The sequence below is a fragment of the Rossellomorea sp. YZS02 genome (assembly GCF_033963925.1).
Lineage (GTDB): Bacteria > Bacillota > Bacilli > Bacillales > Bacillaceae_B > Rossellomorea.
In genome coordinates this window covers 193,042-209,527 of sequence record NZ_JAXBLY010000001.1, presented here as the reverse complement: position 1 = coordinate 209,527, position 16,486 = coordinate 193,042, and the positions used below count along the sequence as shown (strand labels likewise).

Annotated in this window: 13 protein-coding genes; 10 read left to right on the top strand and 3 right to left on the bottom strand. The window is 41.7% G+C overall.

Going from position 1 to position 16,486, the window contains the following annotated elements:
- Nucleotides 1-9: 9 nt before the first annotated feature.
- Complete coding sequence (locus SLH55_RS01050; protein ID WP_320322323.1) at nt 10-1,722, top strand: sensor domain-containing diguanylate cyclase; 1,713 nt, start codon at nt 10-12, stop codon at nt 1,720-1,722.
- 136 nt (nt 1,723-1,858) lie between these two features.
- Complete coding sequence (locus SLH55_RS01045; protein WP_320322322.1) at nt 1,859-4,741, top strand: vWA domain-containing protein; 2,883 nt, start codon at nt 1,859-1,861, stop codon at nt 4,739-4,741.
- 39 nt (nt 4,742-4,780) lie between these two features.
- Here the strand turns inward: SLH55_RS01045 and SLH55_RS01040 are convergent, their stop codons facing one another.
- From SLH55_RS01040 to SLH55_RS01030, 3 genes are read right to left on the bottom strand one after another with little or no spacing between them, the layout of a single operon-like run.
- Nucleotides 4,781-6,661, bottom strand: a complete 1,881-nt coding sequence (locus SLH55_RS01040) for a hypothetical protein (RefSeq protein ID WP_320322321.1) — start codon at nt 6,659-6,661, stop codon at nt 4,781-4,783.
- A gap of 15 nt (nt 6,662-6,676) precedes the next feature.
- On the bottom strand, nt 6,677-7,264 hold the full coding sequence (locus SLH55_RS01035; RefSeq protein WP_320322320.1) for a prepilin-type N-terminal cleavage/methylation domain-containing protein: 588 nt from the start codon (nt 7,262-7,264) through the stop codon (nt 6,677-6,679).
- Nucleotides 7,206-7,736, bottom strand: a complete 531-nt coding sequence (locus SLH55_RS01030; protein ID WP_308807552.1) for a type II secretion system protein — start codon at nt 7,734-7,736, stop codon at nt 7,206-7,208. The genes SLH55_RS01035 and SLH55_RS01030 overlap by 59 nt, the downstream gene beginning before the upstream one ends.
- Before the next feature lie 114 nt (nt 7,737-7,850).
- Here SLH55_RS01030 and SLH55_RS01025 point away from each other — a divergent pair, with 114 nt between their 5' ends.
- The 8 genes from SLH55_RS01025 to SLH55_RS00990 all read left to right on the top strand — a co-directional run bounded on the left by SLH55_RS01025 (nt 7,851) and on the right by SLH55_RS00990 (nt 16,484).
- Complete coding sequence (locus SLH55_RS01025; RefSeq protein ID WP_219166813.1) at nt 7,851-9,032, top strand: hypothetical protein; 1,182 nt, start codon at nt 7,851-7,853, stop codon at nt 9,030-9,032.
- Between the two features lie 23 nt (nt 9,033-9,055).
- Nucleotides 9,056-9,793, top strand: coding sequence for a PRC-barrel domain-containing protein (locus SLH55_RS01020; protein WP_219166814.1), 738 nt, complete (start codon nt 9,056-9,058; stop codon nt 9,791-9,793).
- A 25-nt stretch (nt 9,794-9,818) separates the two neighbouring features.
- On the top strand, nt 9,819-11,195 hold the full coding sequence (locus SLH55_RS01015) for a hypothetical protein (protein WP_320322319.1): 1,377 nt from the start codon (nt 9,819-9,821) through the stop codon (nt 11,193-11,195).
- Nucleotides 11,196-11,217: 22 nt separating this feature from the next.
- The gene (locus SLH55_RS01010; RefSeq protein ID WP_226673260.1) at nt 11,218-12,879 is read left to right on the top strand and encodes a GspE/PulE family protein; all 1,662 of its coding nucleotides are present in this window, start codon (nt 11,218-11,220) and stop codon (nt 12,877-12,879) included.
- Nucleotides 12,880-12,888: 9 nt separating this feature from the next.
- On the top strand, nt 12,889-13,932 hold the full coding sequence (locus SLH55_RS01005) for a type IV pilus twitching motility protein PilT (protein WP_320322318.1): 1,044 nt from the start codon (nt 12,889-12,891) through the stop codon (nt 13,930-13,932).
- A complete protein-coding gene (locus SLH55_RS01000; RefSeq protein WP_320322317.1) occupies nt 13,933-15,144 on the top strand; it encodes a type II secretion system F family protein in 1,212 nt (403 codons plus the stop codon). It begins immediately after the preceding gene.
- Nucleotides 15,145-15,254: 110 nt separating this feature from the next.
- Nucleotides 15,255-15,740, top strand: a complete 486-nt coding sequence (locus tag SLH55_RS00995; protein WP_320322316.1) for a type II secretion system protein — start codon at nt 15,255-15,257, stop codon at nt 15,738-15,740.
- Nucleotides 15,741-16,484 (top strand): prepilin peptidase, encoded by a 744-nt coding sequence (locus tag SLH55_RS00990; RefSeq protein ID WP_320322315.1) that lies wholly within the window; start codon nt 15,741-15,743, stop codon nt 16,482-16,484.
- The last annotated feature ends 2 nt before the right edge of the window (nt 16,485-16,486 follow it).

Here is a 16,486-nt window from a genome sequence, read left to right as displayed (position 1 = left end):
GGGATAGATATGACGTTACCTTTAAAGAAAAAGCTGTACTTGTTGCTGGCATGGCTTGCCGTTGTGCCGGCCGGCTTGTATTTTACATATCAATACTATCCCCCTGAAAATATTGCAGGAAATGAGTTGGAGTTCATTACATTAGTGGCCTTTGCCACTTTCATTCCCCTCATGCCCATCGTTATTAACGGTGCCACCATATTTTTCATCCAGTGGGTGACTCTTGTTGGTTTCATTAAATATGGACTATTTATTGAAATCGTCCTCATGCAATTTTCTATCATCCCATTGCTCATAAGACTAAGGGTGACGAAGAACGACTGGCATAGAATCCCTTTGAATTCATTGATGTTTTTTCTCGTTTCATGCATCAGTGGATTAATTTACTTTATGCTTGGCGGGGAAATTGCTGAGAGGGATCTGGGGCAGCTGATTATTCCGATCCTTTGCTATCAGGTTGTATCCATTATGATCAATCAGATTCTGCTCCTTTTGTACCATCATTATGTGGCTAATAATGATGTGCGCTTTTACAGTAAGGACTTCATATGGGATTTTACTGCGAATATGATCATGTTCCCTTTGTCTCTATCACTCTATTATTTAACATTTGAGCTCGGAGCCATTGCATCATTGCTGATCGGCGTCCCATTCGTCAGTCTATCCATCATCTTGAAGCTTTATAATTCTTCAGAAAAGATCAATGAATACCTCCAGAAAGCCGGGGAAATCGGTCACCAGTTAACCGAGAGCCTGAAAGTTACAGAAGTACTTGATATTTTCATCGAGAAGATCATCGAGACCCTTCCTGTAGAGTATGCGTACATCCTTGATTGCCATGAAGAAGAATTAGTGCTTCTCCGCCGTGTTGAAAATGGAGAAATGAAATCCAATAATTTGCGCCCCCTTAAGAAAAACCAGGGAATCAGCGGTGTGGTATGGGAGACGGGGAAGTCCGTCCTTTACACGTCCCGGTCTGAATGGACCGATATTGCAGAAGGCTACATGCCTGAAGATGTAGAAAGTGTACTATGTGTGCCCATCGTCAGAAGCCAGAAAGTGAGGGGCATCCTTCTCCTCGCTTCTTCCAAAAAGAAGGCATATGAGAAATTCCAACTGATGATCGTCGATATCCTTTGCTCCTATTTCGGAGTGGCGATCGCCAATGCAAGGCACCACGAACGTACAAAGAAAAACAGTGAACGATGCGCCCTTACAGGCCTTTACAATTACCGTTACTTCGAAGACCTCCTATCCATGGAATATAACAATCTTGAGGCAGGAAAAAGAAAAAATCTCTCACTTATCATGCTTGACCTGGACCACTTCAAAGTGATCAATGATAACTACGGACACCAGAGTGGAAACGAAATCCTGATTGAACTTGCCGACCGCTTGCGCACGCTGATCGATTCCAAAGGGACGGTGGCGAGATATGGCGGGGAAGAATTTGTGGTCCTCCTTCCGAACACGGAAAGGGGAGAGGCACTCCAAATCGCAGAGTATGTCAGGAGCACGATTGCCAATCAGCCATTCACACTGCATGACAGTTTGGACGAGTCCAATAAGCAGATGATGGTAAGGATTACGGCGAGTATTGGAGTATCGACTGCTCCGGAAGATGCAGACGATACATTGGCGTTGATTCGTCATGCGGACCGTGCGCTTTATACGGGTGCGAAGCAGGCAGGGCGGAATCGGGTGGCGCAGTATGTGAAGTGATGGAGAGGATGTCTAATGAACAAAGAGGCATCCTTTCTTTATGAAAAAAGAATAGATCTTGAGTATTAAGTCCTATTAAAATAGTATTGAGATTGATATAATGAAAGTATTACAGGATGCCAAAAAGAGGGATATAATGAGAATTCAACCAAAACTTCCGTTACTAGTGTTCTTGATATTTGCATTCATCTTCCATTCAAGCAGTGCCTTTGCAAAGGTAAATGAAGACCAGAGAGTAGACTTTAATGCAACACCTTCACAAGAAGTAATTGTAAAACCTGTAGAAGGTAATGCAAAAGCGTCATTGGATTTCAATATTATCCCTTCAGGTGAAGTGAAAGAGACCAGCCGTCCTCCGATTGACGTCGTCTTTGTGTTTGATAAATCAGGTTCAATGAACAGTACGAATAATAAGCTGCAAAACGCAAAGAATGGTCTGACCAGCGCTGTCCAATTCTTTGAAAAGAATAAACAAAGAAATGACCGTTTTTCCCTCATTACCTTTTCTTCTGATGTTGAAACGATTGTTCCATTAAGCAATGACCTCGATGCCATCAAAACTTCTATGTTACATACCACCGCTAATGGAGGCACAAATTATACAGATCCTTTGCGTGCCGCGAAAAATATGCTGAAAAACTCTCCTAATGAAAAATATATTGTGTTTTTAACGGACGGACAGCCCATGATAGCTACAGCAATTGAGAAAGTTAAAAAAGAAGTATGTACAAGATACTGGTTGGTATTTTGCAGTGAAACAGGAGTGGTTGAAAGTGATGAACAAGTAGTCTATGATTATCAAAATCGTTACAGTTACAACAAGTGGCTTCATAAAATATATTCAAAGGATAATAGTAAGCTGAAGTCATTATTCATTCCTTCTGCTTTTTCAATGGACGGTACCTCTTTTAATCCCGGGTGGTACAATCCAGGAGATCTAGAAACGAACAGTCAACAAATGCAGGCCTTAATTAAACAAAAAGGTCTTGAAGTCTCCAAAGAATTATATAACGCTAAAATCACCATGCACACCCTTGGATACGGGGAAGGGGACCTGGATGACCGATACCTACAAATGCTTGCACAGCAAACTTCGGGTAGCTTCATAAAGGCAAGCGAGGGAAGTGTTTCGGATGCGTTTGAAAAATTGGCGAATAAATTAAACTCAGTCAAATTAGATGGGGAAGTCGTCGTGCCATTGCCGGCAAACGTAACGGTTGACCGAAATCAGTATAAAGTGGTCAATAACTTTGTGTATTTGCCGTTTTCCACCGTTTATGAAGTGGGGCAAGGAGCACCGTCACCTATTACAGTGTCATTACCGGTAGAATTTACGACAAAGGGTACCTACACATTTAATAATTTGAAAATACAATACAAATCAGCAGAAGAGACAGCCTGGAGATATACAAACACCAAATCCGTGACCATCCAGGTGAAGGACGATGCACCTGCATCCGTTACAGGAAAACTTGAACTGAATAAGAATAAGCAGGAATTATTCAATTTAATCATTGAGCAAGGAGAAGATACAAACTCTTTTACAGGAAAATATCAGTTGGAATTTGGAGGTCTGGAAAATCCAAATGCTAATGGAAATGTAACAGACATCATTATTTACCAGCCGCTACCTGAAGGGGTGGATATTGCGGATAACACCAATGTTTCAATAGAGAACGTTGATGGTCAACGAACGGCAGTCATGAAATTAACTCAAAAGGTTGGCTTTGATAAAGGGAAATTCTCGCAACCTACCCTTTCGGCGAATATGAAGATGAAGGCAGTGTGGGCCATCAACAATGTGAAAATGCCTCAGCCAAGGGTTTCTTATATCGATTCTAGATTTGGTACAAAAGTGATCAGTAATTTGACTCCTGACCAAAGTGAACTAAGTGCAAAAGTAAGGACCAGGAAGTATTACAGTCAAAAAGAGTATGCGTATGACGGATATTCTAATGGAGTGATCAAAAAAGTAAGGGTTTCGGGGCAGGGGGAAACGACTCTCGCAGTTCTAGAAGCTGGAGGAAGTAGCCGTTATCCGAATAAAGCCGTAAAGGAATTAGTTGCAGGTACTACCTGGCTATCGATCACCTATAAAGATGGATCCACTTCTGAGTTATCATTTATTCCGGATTTGACGGTAAAAGATACTGTTACTAAGAATACGTTGGAGGATGGAGCTTCCATTTCGAACGAGGCAGAATTCAGCTTATCAAACGGTGTGCCAGGTCAAGATGTGACATATCAATACCGTATTCTGAATGAGGATGAACCAATTGATGGATGGAAGAGCATTAACGTGGAAGAGTGGAAGACGCTCGATATGTTCGGCAAGAATGAAGTCCAGGTGAAAGCAAGCGGCGGGTTTGCACTCGATGACTACATCATCGGGAAATCCGTCTGGATCGAAGGGGACGACTTAATACGTGTGCCTTCTATTATTGAATTATATGTAGGCGAAACGAAGACATTTGATATCGACGTGTTTCCATTTGGAAAGCCAAATAATAACTATCGTGTCAGTGTAACCCCTGGTGACGATTTACTCTTAAACTCGGTGTATACACAAACCATTTCTTCCAAGGAGAATAAAATCACCGGAATATCTCCCGGAATCGATGTGGTTAAAGTAGAGACCAAAAATGGAAAGTACAAAAAATATATCCAGGTCATCGTAAAATCCAGGGTAGTAAAGCTCGAAAGTATGGATTTTGATCAATCCAAGTATACGTTGCTTCTTGAGGGAGACGACTTTGACATTGTTTCAAATTTAATCTTCAATCCTACCAATGCGACAAACCAAAACATCAAGAGTGTAACAGATACAGGAAATGGTGTCGTCGATATCGTAAAAGAAAACGGACAATGGAAAGTGATCCCCGAGAAAAGTGGAGTGACAACCATCACTGTGACATCAGACGAAAACCCGGATATTAAAGCCAGGGCGATTTTCGAAGTTGTTTCAGAAGAAGACGAAGATCCTGATACGGAAGACGGCAGCATTGATGGCAGATGGTAAAGGAAAAGCGAGTCCATGAGAAATCATGGGCTCGCTTTTTTACTGGACGATGATTTCGTCACTTATGAGTGAGAGGGATTCGACCCTTGGCAAAGCCTCCAACTTTGAGAGAAGAACATCCCGATTATAATGGACGATAAATCGGGATAGCTTTTCTTCCTGATTTGAAAAAAGGTCAGTTTCAATTCGATCCATATCATCGACTTTTCCGCGAACGGCATTTATAGTCAGATTCCCTTTAGAAAAAACGCCGCCGTTCACATAGAAAAGAGAACCGACTCCATATAATGTTGCGTCACTATCCGTATATAAGAAGGCTTGTAATGGTTTAATGTTTTCAGATGGATCTGGTAATAGGTCGGTCTCTTTCTTTTCATTTTCATCAGTATAATATTGAAATTCATTCATCCTCGTGACCAACAGTTCTCCTTTAGAAAGTAAAATCAGCTGTCCGGAAGTATCTGAGCCTAAAGGATTTTTTATACCTGTGATGTTCAAGTTCGAGATGCTGGTCTTTCCCTTGGCATAGATGACAGAATCAAATGCCATTTCATCATCTTCTTCACCTTGATCATTTGCGTCTCCTTGAATGGTTAAGTTTTTCCCTGAAAAAACGTTGCCTTCAATCCTTGAGGTAGAGTTCTGGGATTGAATCGTCATATTATCGAAACTGACAATATTCTCTTTCAGGCTGATGGGAGCATTCGCTTCAATGGACACTTTACCGGCTGCGACAATGTTTCCGATCGACATGTCCCCTGAGACATTTGAAATGGTTACATTTCCTGTAGAGATGATATTTCCGATATTCATCGCTGAATCTGCCAGAATGTTAACATCACCGTTGACGATGAGGTCAACTCCGCTATGAACGAGATTCTTTACGGTGATACTCCTATCGGCTTTTACTATACCTTGTACATTGGGATCCAATATGCCTTTCAACAGCGGCAGGAAGAGAGACCCCTCTGTTAGAAAGTTACGGGTGATCGTATTTCGTAAATTTACCTGAGTCAAGTTGTTATTGAGTGAAAGATCCAGGGAATTTAATACTTTTCCAACTTCATCATTGTACGTCTGGTCAAATGAAATGTCGGTAAATTGACTGTCCTGCTTTATGTTAGGTGCTGAGACGTGCGGGTAAAACTGATTTGTATCCACTAGGGATTTCATTTGCGCATAATTGTCTTTGTCATAGCTGGTATAAATATCCCCGATGATGGATGGGAAAGGTGCAGCCACTTTTTTATCCTTATGATTGGACAACTGATAATTGGCATCCTCTCTTATGTCTAGTGATTGAGCATATACATTGCCTACAAGATGAGGTGATCCGTTTAATTCCAGTAGTTCCCTGGCTCCCAGTGTGTATTTCAGGAAACTTGGGATAGGAGATAGGATAATACGCTTACGGACAATCTTTTCAACTTTTCCTTCCTCTGCATCAGGGTTTTTTGTGTTGACGATAATCTCATAAACCCTTGTAAGGTTTGTATTGAGAAATTCCAAACCGAACGTGTGATACTGAAGATTGTTTGCCCTCTCGCATTGGTCTCCCAGTAAATTAGACGCTCTATCACCGCTTACATCTACGATTGTAATACATTTGATAGAATCAGAAGATTGATAGGATGGGATGATGTCTGTTCTTATGAAGTCAGTCACTTTCGTATTGATATTACCTGTCGTCAATCCATCAATATCCAAAGGTTTCGTTGGTTGCAGCTGAGAGATAAGTTTCGCAGAAATTTCCTCAACTGCTTTTATTCCCTCGTATGTAATATCAATATCCGTTTCCCTTACTTCCGTTCGTTTGGCACCTCCTATTGTAGAGCTCATGATGGCCATTCCGATCGTTACCATGACCAGGGAGGTGATTAAAACGGTCAACAGGGCATTTCCTCTTTGATTCATAAACATGTGATTTCCTCCCTTCTAAAAGCCGAAGCTGCTTTCTAATTGTAGTGTTTTATGAAAACGGGTATCGCTTACGTTGTAGGTTAATTGAATGATGGCATTTTCACAGGGATCGGATGAGCAGCTGGTAAAAACCTTTGAACCGGTAAAATCGGATGGAGTAGCAAGGATTTCCCCGTTGAAGCTCCATTGCTCTTTTCCGTCAATTTGAACAAGCTCGAGTGTCTGTTGATCATTTATGACTTCTGCATCTTCTACTTCATAGAAAGATTTGTCAGAGTAGGGAGTCACGTTTTTTTCACTGTCATTCACAAATGTAATGCAGCTTTCATTGGAGGATGAACATTCTTCTATTCTGTCGAAAGGATAGGAATAGAGATTCTTCATCACCATGGCTGAGACATAATCTGCATCCTCCCGTAATTGGGCATCGATTGAAACTTTTTCGTAGACTTTATAACCCGTTATGAAAGCTCCATATGTAACAGGGAGAAGAATGGCCGATATAGTAAGTGTAACCAACAATTCAATCAGGGTGACACCCCTGTTATCGGATATCTTCGCTTTTGACTTTGCCATCCAATGTCGTACTGTATTCATGATCATCTATGGTCCACCTCACTTTGACTGTTATTGGAATGTAGGAATTTAATTCTTCAGATGATGACACTTCTTCTGAAGAAATGGAGGCTTCATATTCCAGTCCGTTGACGGTAATGTTTTTTTTCTGGGGGCATGCCTGACTGATTTCTGATTCAGCGGCAGAGTTAGAGAAAGTAAGATAGCTATCATTACAGATAAATAATGCAAGAAAATCATCTTCGGGGGGATGCTGGCCGGTGTTCACTTCGTTAAAAAAATTTCTGATCTCCAGAAAATCCTGTTTCTCCATGAACATGAGAACATTTCTCGCAACGTTGACTCCCACAGTCTTCTTTTGATTACTATTTGTATATGTACTCGATTGAAGAAAGAAGTTCATGAAGCTTAAAAGGACAATTCCGAGAATCGTTATGGATACCAAAAGTTCTATCAAAGTTAAGCCTCTATTATTTTTTAATATTTTTATCAGTTTCACCCCAACACCTGCTTTCAAAATACCTGACTTTATTATACAATATCTAGTAGTCGAAACTTGTTAAAAAAAGTCTGATTTATAAGAAATATATCACAGGAAGGAGTTGAATATAAGATGATTTACCTATTTTCGTTGTTGGCACTCATTCTTTTGTTACCTATTTTATATTTTGTTCCGATAGGCATCAGCAAGCAGGGGAAATTAATACTGGCCGGTATATCATTTGGTTTGACACTCCTTGGGATTGTTGCATCGAGTCAATACCCGATGTGGGCAATTGCAATTATGTTAATGGCTTTATTGGGGGTTGCTTCTTATATGATTGACCAACGATTCAGCGGGATGATGGTGGCTGCTGCAGGAAGTGAAGTGGAAGTGTATGAGGAACAGAAGTACGAAGTCTACCAACCTCAGACAGCTCATCCTGATATACATAGTGAGGAAGTCTTGGAAAACACGCCTGATAATGACATTCTTCCAGTTGAAGAAGTGCCAGAACAAATAGAGTCAATAATCGACCAAGAGGAAATACTCGAGATTGAGGAAGATGAACCACCTATTGACGAGATTGAACTTATACATTCTCCCGTTGAAGAAATGAGCGAATCAGAAAGAGACACAGACATAATACCTGTTCCCGAAGATGAGAGTGAATGGTTTATTGAAAATACCAACGAAATGACGGGAAAAGTAGAAGTGATAGAAAACCAAAATGAAATCTTTAATGATGGGGATTTAAGTGAAATCGAAAGTATGATCGATGATACTAATTTGCAGGATGAACCAGAGGTGGAAGAAGAAGAGGCAGGCCTATTCGAGGAGGATATTCCAGAAGTAGGTGATGAATCTGTTACAGAAGAAGAATTGAGCGATGAAAAAGGTGACTCTGAACGTGAGGAAGTAAACGAGCAAACAGAGTCAACGTTAGAGATCGTAGAGACTGATATTAATACCGCGCTTAAAGAAGAGGATACTTATATTGATGAACTTCCAAATCGCCATAGGATCATGAGAGAAGTAATGAAGACAATGATCGAACAAATCTCACTTTCTAGAAGTCTGTTAACGACAGATCAAATGGAAAACATGATTAAGCATTATTTACATCCCAGTCTACATGATCAGGATTACTATACATTTGCAAGGATATTAATGGATCATTACATTTCAACAGAGCAATATGTGGATTTGTGCATGTTCATTAAAGGAATTGAAGATAGGTTCATGGAATATCCTTACATCTTATTGGACATAGAACAAACCAAAGAATTTGCCTTGGAAAAACAGACGAAATAAATTGATAGAATAGGTGAGATGACATGAAGAAAAGTGCAGAGATGAAAACATTACCGATTATTAGTATTAACGATGGAAGTGAAATAGGGAGAGTGAAATCCCTTGTTATAAATCCGGAAAAAGGATCCGTCGACTTTTTGACCATCGAACATGAAGATTGGCAAGTGAGTGTCAAAGCAATTCCTTTCAAGAAAGTAGTAGGAATCGGGGAGTATGCCGTCACGGTAGAAAATGAGAATGCGGTCATCGACCTGAATGAAATTCCGATTGCCAACCAGCTGGTAAACAAAAAAATAAAAATCAATGATACTCGCGTAATGACCCGTAAAGGGCAAATGATCGGGAATATTCATGAATTCTATGTGGATGATGAAACAGGCGCAATCGTTTCATTAGAGTTAGTTGCACAGGATAGTACATATTTCCTTGGAACTGAGCATGTACTGACCTTTGGAAAGGATATCATCATTGTAAACGAAGATGCAGTAGAATATTTTAAAGGTACGTTTGAACAACTGGAAAATCCTCATCCTGTATATGAAGAAGAGGTTGAAACAATCCAGACTCAACAGCATGGTTTGCAAACGATCAAATCGAAACAGACTGAATTATTGACTGGTAAAAGAGTGACAGAAGATATTTATAACCTAGAAGGGGATTTGTTGATTGCCAAAGGTTCTTCCTTAACAGAATCGGATATTAAAGCTGCTCAAGATGCCGGACCTTCTGTGTTTGTTGATTTAACGATGAATATAAAGTAGGAAGTAGCAGGAAGGAGCGCCTGATGTGAAAAAAGGTCTGCTTGTAAAGTTGATGGCCGTATTATTCTGTTCCACGTTTTTTTTATATGGTTTTTCTCATCTAGGCGTTTTTGCTTATGAGACCTTCTTTGTTAAGTCCCTGCATTTATCGAAACATGCGGCACTTGCATCTATTAATCTGGGTGGAACAAACAAAGAGGAAGCCTTAACAATACTGGACGAAAAAATTGATGAGTGGAAGAGAAATCAAAATATCATGATCGAGTTTGAAGGAGAGAGTGTAAGGCTTGACCCCTCACTCCTTCAATTCCATCTCGAAGAAAGCATAGAAAAACTAGAAGGTAATGAAAATACGAGTTTAATGGTTTCATTGGAAGAAGAAGCATTGAATTCTTTCTTATCCAATCATTTCCCCGACTATAATGGCGATGACGTAAACCTGGCTTCTTTAAAGGAGTACATCCTTTCTTTAGCAGGAAGTCTCAACAATGGAGAAACCGTAAGCGTATTCGATTATTTATCCAGTAATGAATCTACACAAGTCATATTTGAGGCAGTTTCGAATGAATTAGAGGTAACACCAACCATCAAGAGCTTTATTGACAATCATCCCTCCATTCTCATAGAACCGAACTCCCAGTTTTCTTTCGCAGGCTTTCTGGAAACAGAAGGTTTTGTAGTTGAATCACAGGCTGATTTAAGTCCGATTGCATCATTACTCTATCAAATCACCTTACATTCCAATTTTTCCATCATTGAACGAAATATAAGTAAAGAGCTTCCAGATTATGTGACCCTTGGCTTTGAAGCGAAATTTAATCCGATGAATAACCAGGATTTTGTTATCACTAATCCGAACTCAACAGATTATGAGCTGAAGCTTGCTATTCAAGGTAATCGAATAAAGGCACTATTGCAGGGAATCCCTTTTCCTAATACATATAACGTTAGATTGTCAGATAAAGAAACCTTTCCTCCACGGGTGATTAAACAGTTCAGTCCGTTTGTTGATAAGGGAAGCGTCGATATCCAACAGGAAGGAAAAGACGGGATCCTGATCAAGGTGTATAAGCAAAAACTGAGCACCTCAGGGGAAATACTCTCAGAAGAGCTGATCAATGAAGATTTTTATGCACCACGGCATAAGGTTATGGTTTATCCGCTGCAGGAAATGCAGGAAAACCCAAGTGGAACATATGATAACGTGCCAAACTCTGAGAATGGGGTTGAAACCCAGGACAGTGAAGGAAGCGAGAATACTTCCTCCATGGGTACTGAAGAGCAGGGTTCTGCCTCAGTGGATGGGGAAGACGAGGGGAACAGTCCGGAAGATAAAGAATCTGATACTGATTCAAGTTCTGAAGAATCAAATAAGACTCAAAAGAAAAAAGATTATAAATAAGCCATAAAGAGCGGGTGATTAGGTGGCCACGATAAGAAAGAGGTTAGGAGACCTTCTGGTTGACGCAGGAATCTTATCCGAATCACAATTACAGGATACGTTGAAGGACAAGGCAAAAGGTCAGAAGCTTGGCGATGCACTGTTGCAAAGAGGATATATTACGGAACAGCAGTTGATAGAAGTACTGGAATTTCAATTGGGAATCCCACACGTCAGCCTCTATCGATATCCCTTTGAAACGAACCTATTCCACTTGATTCCGAAAGAATCGGCGAAGAGGAACCTGATGATCCCCCTCAAAAAAGAAGGAGATAAACTCTTTGTCGCCATGAGTGATCCTTTGGACTTTTACGCCATAGAAGATCTTCGCTTAGCGACAGGCTTTCAAATTGAGACAGCCATTGCGACAAAGGATGATATTCTGAAAGTCATCAATAAGTTTTATGACTTAGAAGATGGATTTGAAGACCTTTTTCAAGAAAATAGAAATCAAAATAAAGTAGAAGAGGAAACCGTGGTGGATTCCGATTCACCTATCGTTCGATTAGTAAACGGTATCCTCTCCAATGCGGTGACACAAAAAGCAAGTGACATACATATCGACCCGCAGGAAACCAAAGTTGTCATCCGTTACAGGGTTGACGGCATTCTGAGAACGGAAAGAAACCTCCCTAAGCACATGCAAAGTATGTTGATTGCCAGGCTTAAAATCATGGCAAATCTTGATATTACCGAATTCAGGGTCCCACAGGACGGACGGATTAAGGTGAATATCGATTTTCATCCGATTGATTTGCGTGTGTCGACGTTACCAACGGTCTATGGAGAGAAAATCGTCCTGAGGATTCTTGATTTAGGTTCAAGCCTGAATGACCTTGCCAAGCTTGGCTTCAACAAGGTGAATCATCAGCGATTCATGAAGATGATCCAGCAGCCCACAGGGATCGTCCTCATAACCGGACCAACGGGGTCGGGGAAATCATCCACTTTGTATGCTGCGCTAAATCACCTTAATAGTGAAGAAGTGAACATCATTACAATCGAGGATCCCGTTGAGTATCAGCTCGAAGGAATCAATCAAATCGGTGTGAATCAAAATGTCGGTTTGACTTTCGCAAAGGGGCTCAGGGCCATTCTGCGTCAAGACCCGAATATCATCATGGTCGGGGAAATCCGGGACAAGGAGACTGTTGAGGTATCCATCCGGGCTTCATTAACGGGACATCTCGTCCTTAGCACCATTCACACCAACGATTCAATCAGTACAGTGACAAGGCTTTTGGATATGGGGGTGGAGCCGTTCTTAGTTGCTTCATCACTAAGTGGAGTCGTGGCTCAACGTTTGATTCGAAGGGTCTGCCGTGACTGCAAGCAAGAGATGCCTGCAACTAAGCGGGAAATGGAGATCTTCGCCAAAAGAGGAATTAAAATCGAGACCATCACGAGGGGGAGGGGTTGCTCTTCCTGCAATATGACTGGTTACAAAGGCAGGATTGCGATTCATGAAGTCCTTGTCATGAATGATGAAATGAAGAAGGTCATCCTGAATAATGAACCTTTCTCCAAATTGAGGGAGCATGCGGTACGTAACAAAACGATTTTCTTGGTCGATGACGGCTTGTTGAAGGTGAAGCAAGGGTTGACCACGACCGAAGAAGTATTACGAGTAGCGATTTCAGAGTAGGTGAAAGCAGTGAAAGAAAAAATAGATTATCTTTTAAAGTCCGCTTATGATCTGGGGGCATCGGATATCCACCTGACAGTGGGATCGCCTCCTATCTTCCGCATACATGGTGACTTAAAAAGATTCGGTAAAGAACAGTTAATGCCTGAAAGCACAGAATTGATGGCCAAAGCGATTATTTCTGAGCATATGTATCCTGCATTTGAAGAGGCAGGTGAATTGGATTTTTCCTACGGCATTCCAGGTGTGTCAAGATTCAGGGTGAATGCATTCAGGCAAAGATCATGCATCTCTTTAGCCATACGTGTCATCCCAACCTCCATCCCGACCATGGAAGAATTATTCCTTCCTCATGCGTTGACGGCGATAGCTGAAAAACCTCAAGGTCTGTTCCTTGTGACGGGACCTACTGGAAGTGGAAAGTCCACCACGCTGGCAAGCATTGTAGATTATATGAATCGAAAAATGAGGAAGCATATCATTACCCTCGAGGACCCGATTGAGTATCTCCATAAGCACGGGGCATCCATCATTGATCAGCGTGAGGTTGGATTCGACACCAAATCATTTTCAAAAGGGTTGAGGAGTGCCTTGAGGCAGGACCCGGATATTGTCCTTGTTGGGGAGATGCGCGACCTGGAGACCATACATACCGCCATCACGGCAGCGGAGACGGGACATCTTGTGCTTGCCACCCTGCACACCTCCAGTGCACCGGCAACGATTGAAAGGATTGTGGACGTCTTCCCGCCGGAACAGCAGTCGCAAATCCGCGTTCAGCTGGCATCCGTGCTCGTCGGGATCCTTTCTCAGCGCTTGTTTGCAACGGTGGACAAAAAAGGGAGGCGGGCAGCGACGGAACTCCTGATGAATAATGCGGCCATTGCCAATCTGATTCGTTCTGAGAAGGTGCATCAGATCCAGAATGTCATGCAGACGTCCAAAACGTCGGGGATGCATATCATGAGTGACAGTGTAATGAAGCTATATGAAAGTGGTATCATATCAAAGGAAATGGCGTTTCCTTACAGCAGAGAGGAGATTCCTCAATAGATGGGACGTTTTAAGTATACGGGACGAGATCCAAGAGGGAAGAAATCGGGTATCATTACGGCATCTACCAAGAAGGATGCCCTCATTCAGTTGAAGAAACAGGAAGTCAGGGTCATTGATATCCTTGAGATGCCTGAAACGCTCATGACGAAGGATATCACCATCGGAAACCCGGTGAAATTGCAGCATCTTGTTATCTTTCTAAGACAGTTTGCCACACTCCTTCAAGCCGGGGTAACGGTGGTGGATGCCACCCATATTCTTAGTGAACAGACCGAGAGTAAGGCACTCGGCAAAGCACTGAAAGAAATCGAGGATGAACTCAGGGACGGAAATCCGTTATCCGAAGCGTTCTCCAAACATAAGAAAATGTTTGAACCGCTTCTGATCAACATGCTGAAGGCAGGGGAAGCGTCGGGAAGCCTGGATGAGACACTTGAAGGGCTAGCCACACATTATGAAAAGCAACATATTACGAAACAGAAAATCATTTCTGCCTTGGCTTATCCAATGGTCGTTGGAGTCATCGCAATTGGCGTCGTCATTTTCTTATTAGCAGCTGTTGTGCCCACATTCGTTAACATGTTAACCGATTTCGGGGGAGAACTGCCCGCCATCACAAAGTTTGTCATTGCATCAAGTGAATTCACTCAAAAGTTCTGGTACATCATCATTTTGTTCTTTGTATTGATTGCTGTCGTCCTTGCTTTTTTACGAAAGGATAAGAAAACGAAATATTATCTCGATTATGCAGTCCTCCGGATACCGATTTTCGGTAAGATGATGCAGAAAGCGGTTTTGGCCAGAATGACGAGGACGTTAAGCTCTTTATTCTCAAGCTCAGTCCCAATATTGCAGGCACTGGCCATCGTAGAGAAAGTCGTGGAGAATGAAGTGGTTGCACGTGTGATTGGAGAATCCCGTAGGTCATTGGAAAAAGGAACTTCCCTTACGGAGCCGATGAAACGGCATTGGGCTTTCCCGCCGCTCGTGACGCAGATGATTGCCATCGGTGAAGAGACGGGGTCCCTGGACTCGATGCTCGCTAAAGTTGCAGACTTCTATGAAAAAGAAGTGGAAAGTGCAACGGACCGTCTGAAATCATTAATAGAGCCGCTCATGATTGTGGTGCTCGCAGGTTTGGTAGGAACAATTGTAACGTCGATTCTCGTTCCAATGTTCGAAATCTTCAACAGTGTTCAGAACTATTAGAAAATACCTATTATTTTACAAAAAATTTGATTTTTTTGTCGGATGATTGTTGTATACTAGTACTAGATTACTATATTTTAGTAATAGATAAATAAACAGGAGGAATTACCATGTTAAAGAAAATGGGTCAAAGATTGAAAAATGAACGTGGATTGACGCTTATTGAGTTACTGGCTGTAGTTGTAATTTTAGGGATTATTGCTGCGATTGCGATTCCTAGTATTGGTGGGTTAATTGATAATTCCAGGAAGGATGCGCATATAGCGAATGCTAAGCAGATGATCAGTTCTGCCAAGATAGCAGTATCATCAAATGAAGATTTAAGACCTGCTAAAGATGCGTCAGTGGTAATGAGTTTAGGTGATTTAGAGACTAAGGGTTACTTAGATAAGTTAAAGGATCCTGATGGTGGAACCGAATCGGATGATGGCTACTTACGCGGTTCAACTGGCGATACAGACGGTTCCTATGTGACTATTACTAATGAAGGCGATGGAAAATTTGCTTATACCGTTACCTTAAAAGGGTCAAAAAGAACAATCTCTGAATCGAGTGTAAACGAATTAGATAGAGATTCTGTGCAAGACAATAGCTAAATGATTTTCTTTTTATTACTTTACGGTCTCCTCCTAGGCTCCTTCTACAACGTAGTAGGCCTGCGGATACCACTCAAAAAATCAATCGTCAAACCCAGATCAGCCTGCCCGTACTGCCAGCATACGCTGACGGCCAGGGAACTGATCCCGGTAGTATCTTATATCATTCAAGGAGGAAAATGCGCTCAGTGTAAAGGGCGCATTTCTCCTCTTTATCCGTTCATGGAATTATCAACCGGACTATTATTCTTACTATCTTATACAGTGTTCGGCTTTCAGCCGGAGCTGATTGTCGCTTTGACCCTTGTATCTTTGTTCATGATTATCACGGTCAGCGACCTGAAATACATGGTCATCCCGGACAAAGTGCTGTTGTTTTTTTCGGTACTGTTTATTATTGAACGCATATTCATTCCGCTAAATCCTTGGTGGGACAGCATAGCGGGTGCACTCACGGGCTTTTGCCTGCTTCTCCTGATTGCCATCATAAGTAAGGGGGGAATGGGCGGCGGTGATATTAAACTGTTCGCTGTCATCGGCTTCGTTGTGGGGGTCAAGGTGATGATGCTTTCCTTTTTCCTCGCTACGCTTTTGGGAGCAGTGGCAGGCATATCAGGGCTTCTCCTTGGAATCTTCAAAAAAGGACAACCCATTGCCTTCGGTCCGTATATTGTACTCGGCACGCTCGCAGCATACTTCTTTCATCAGCCAATCCTGCATTGGTATTTTTCTTTATACAGCTAAAA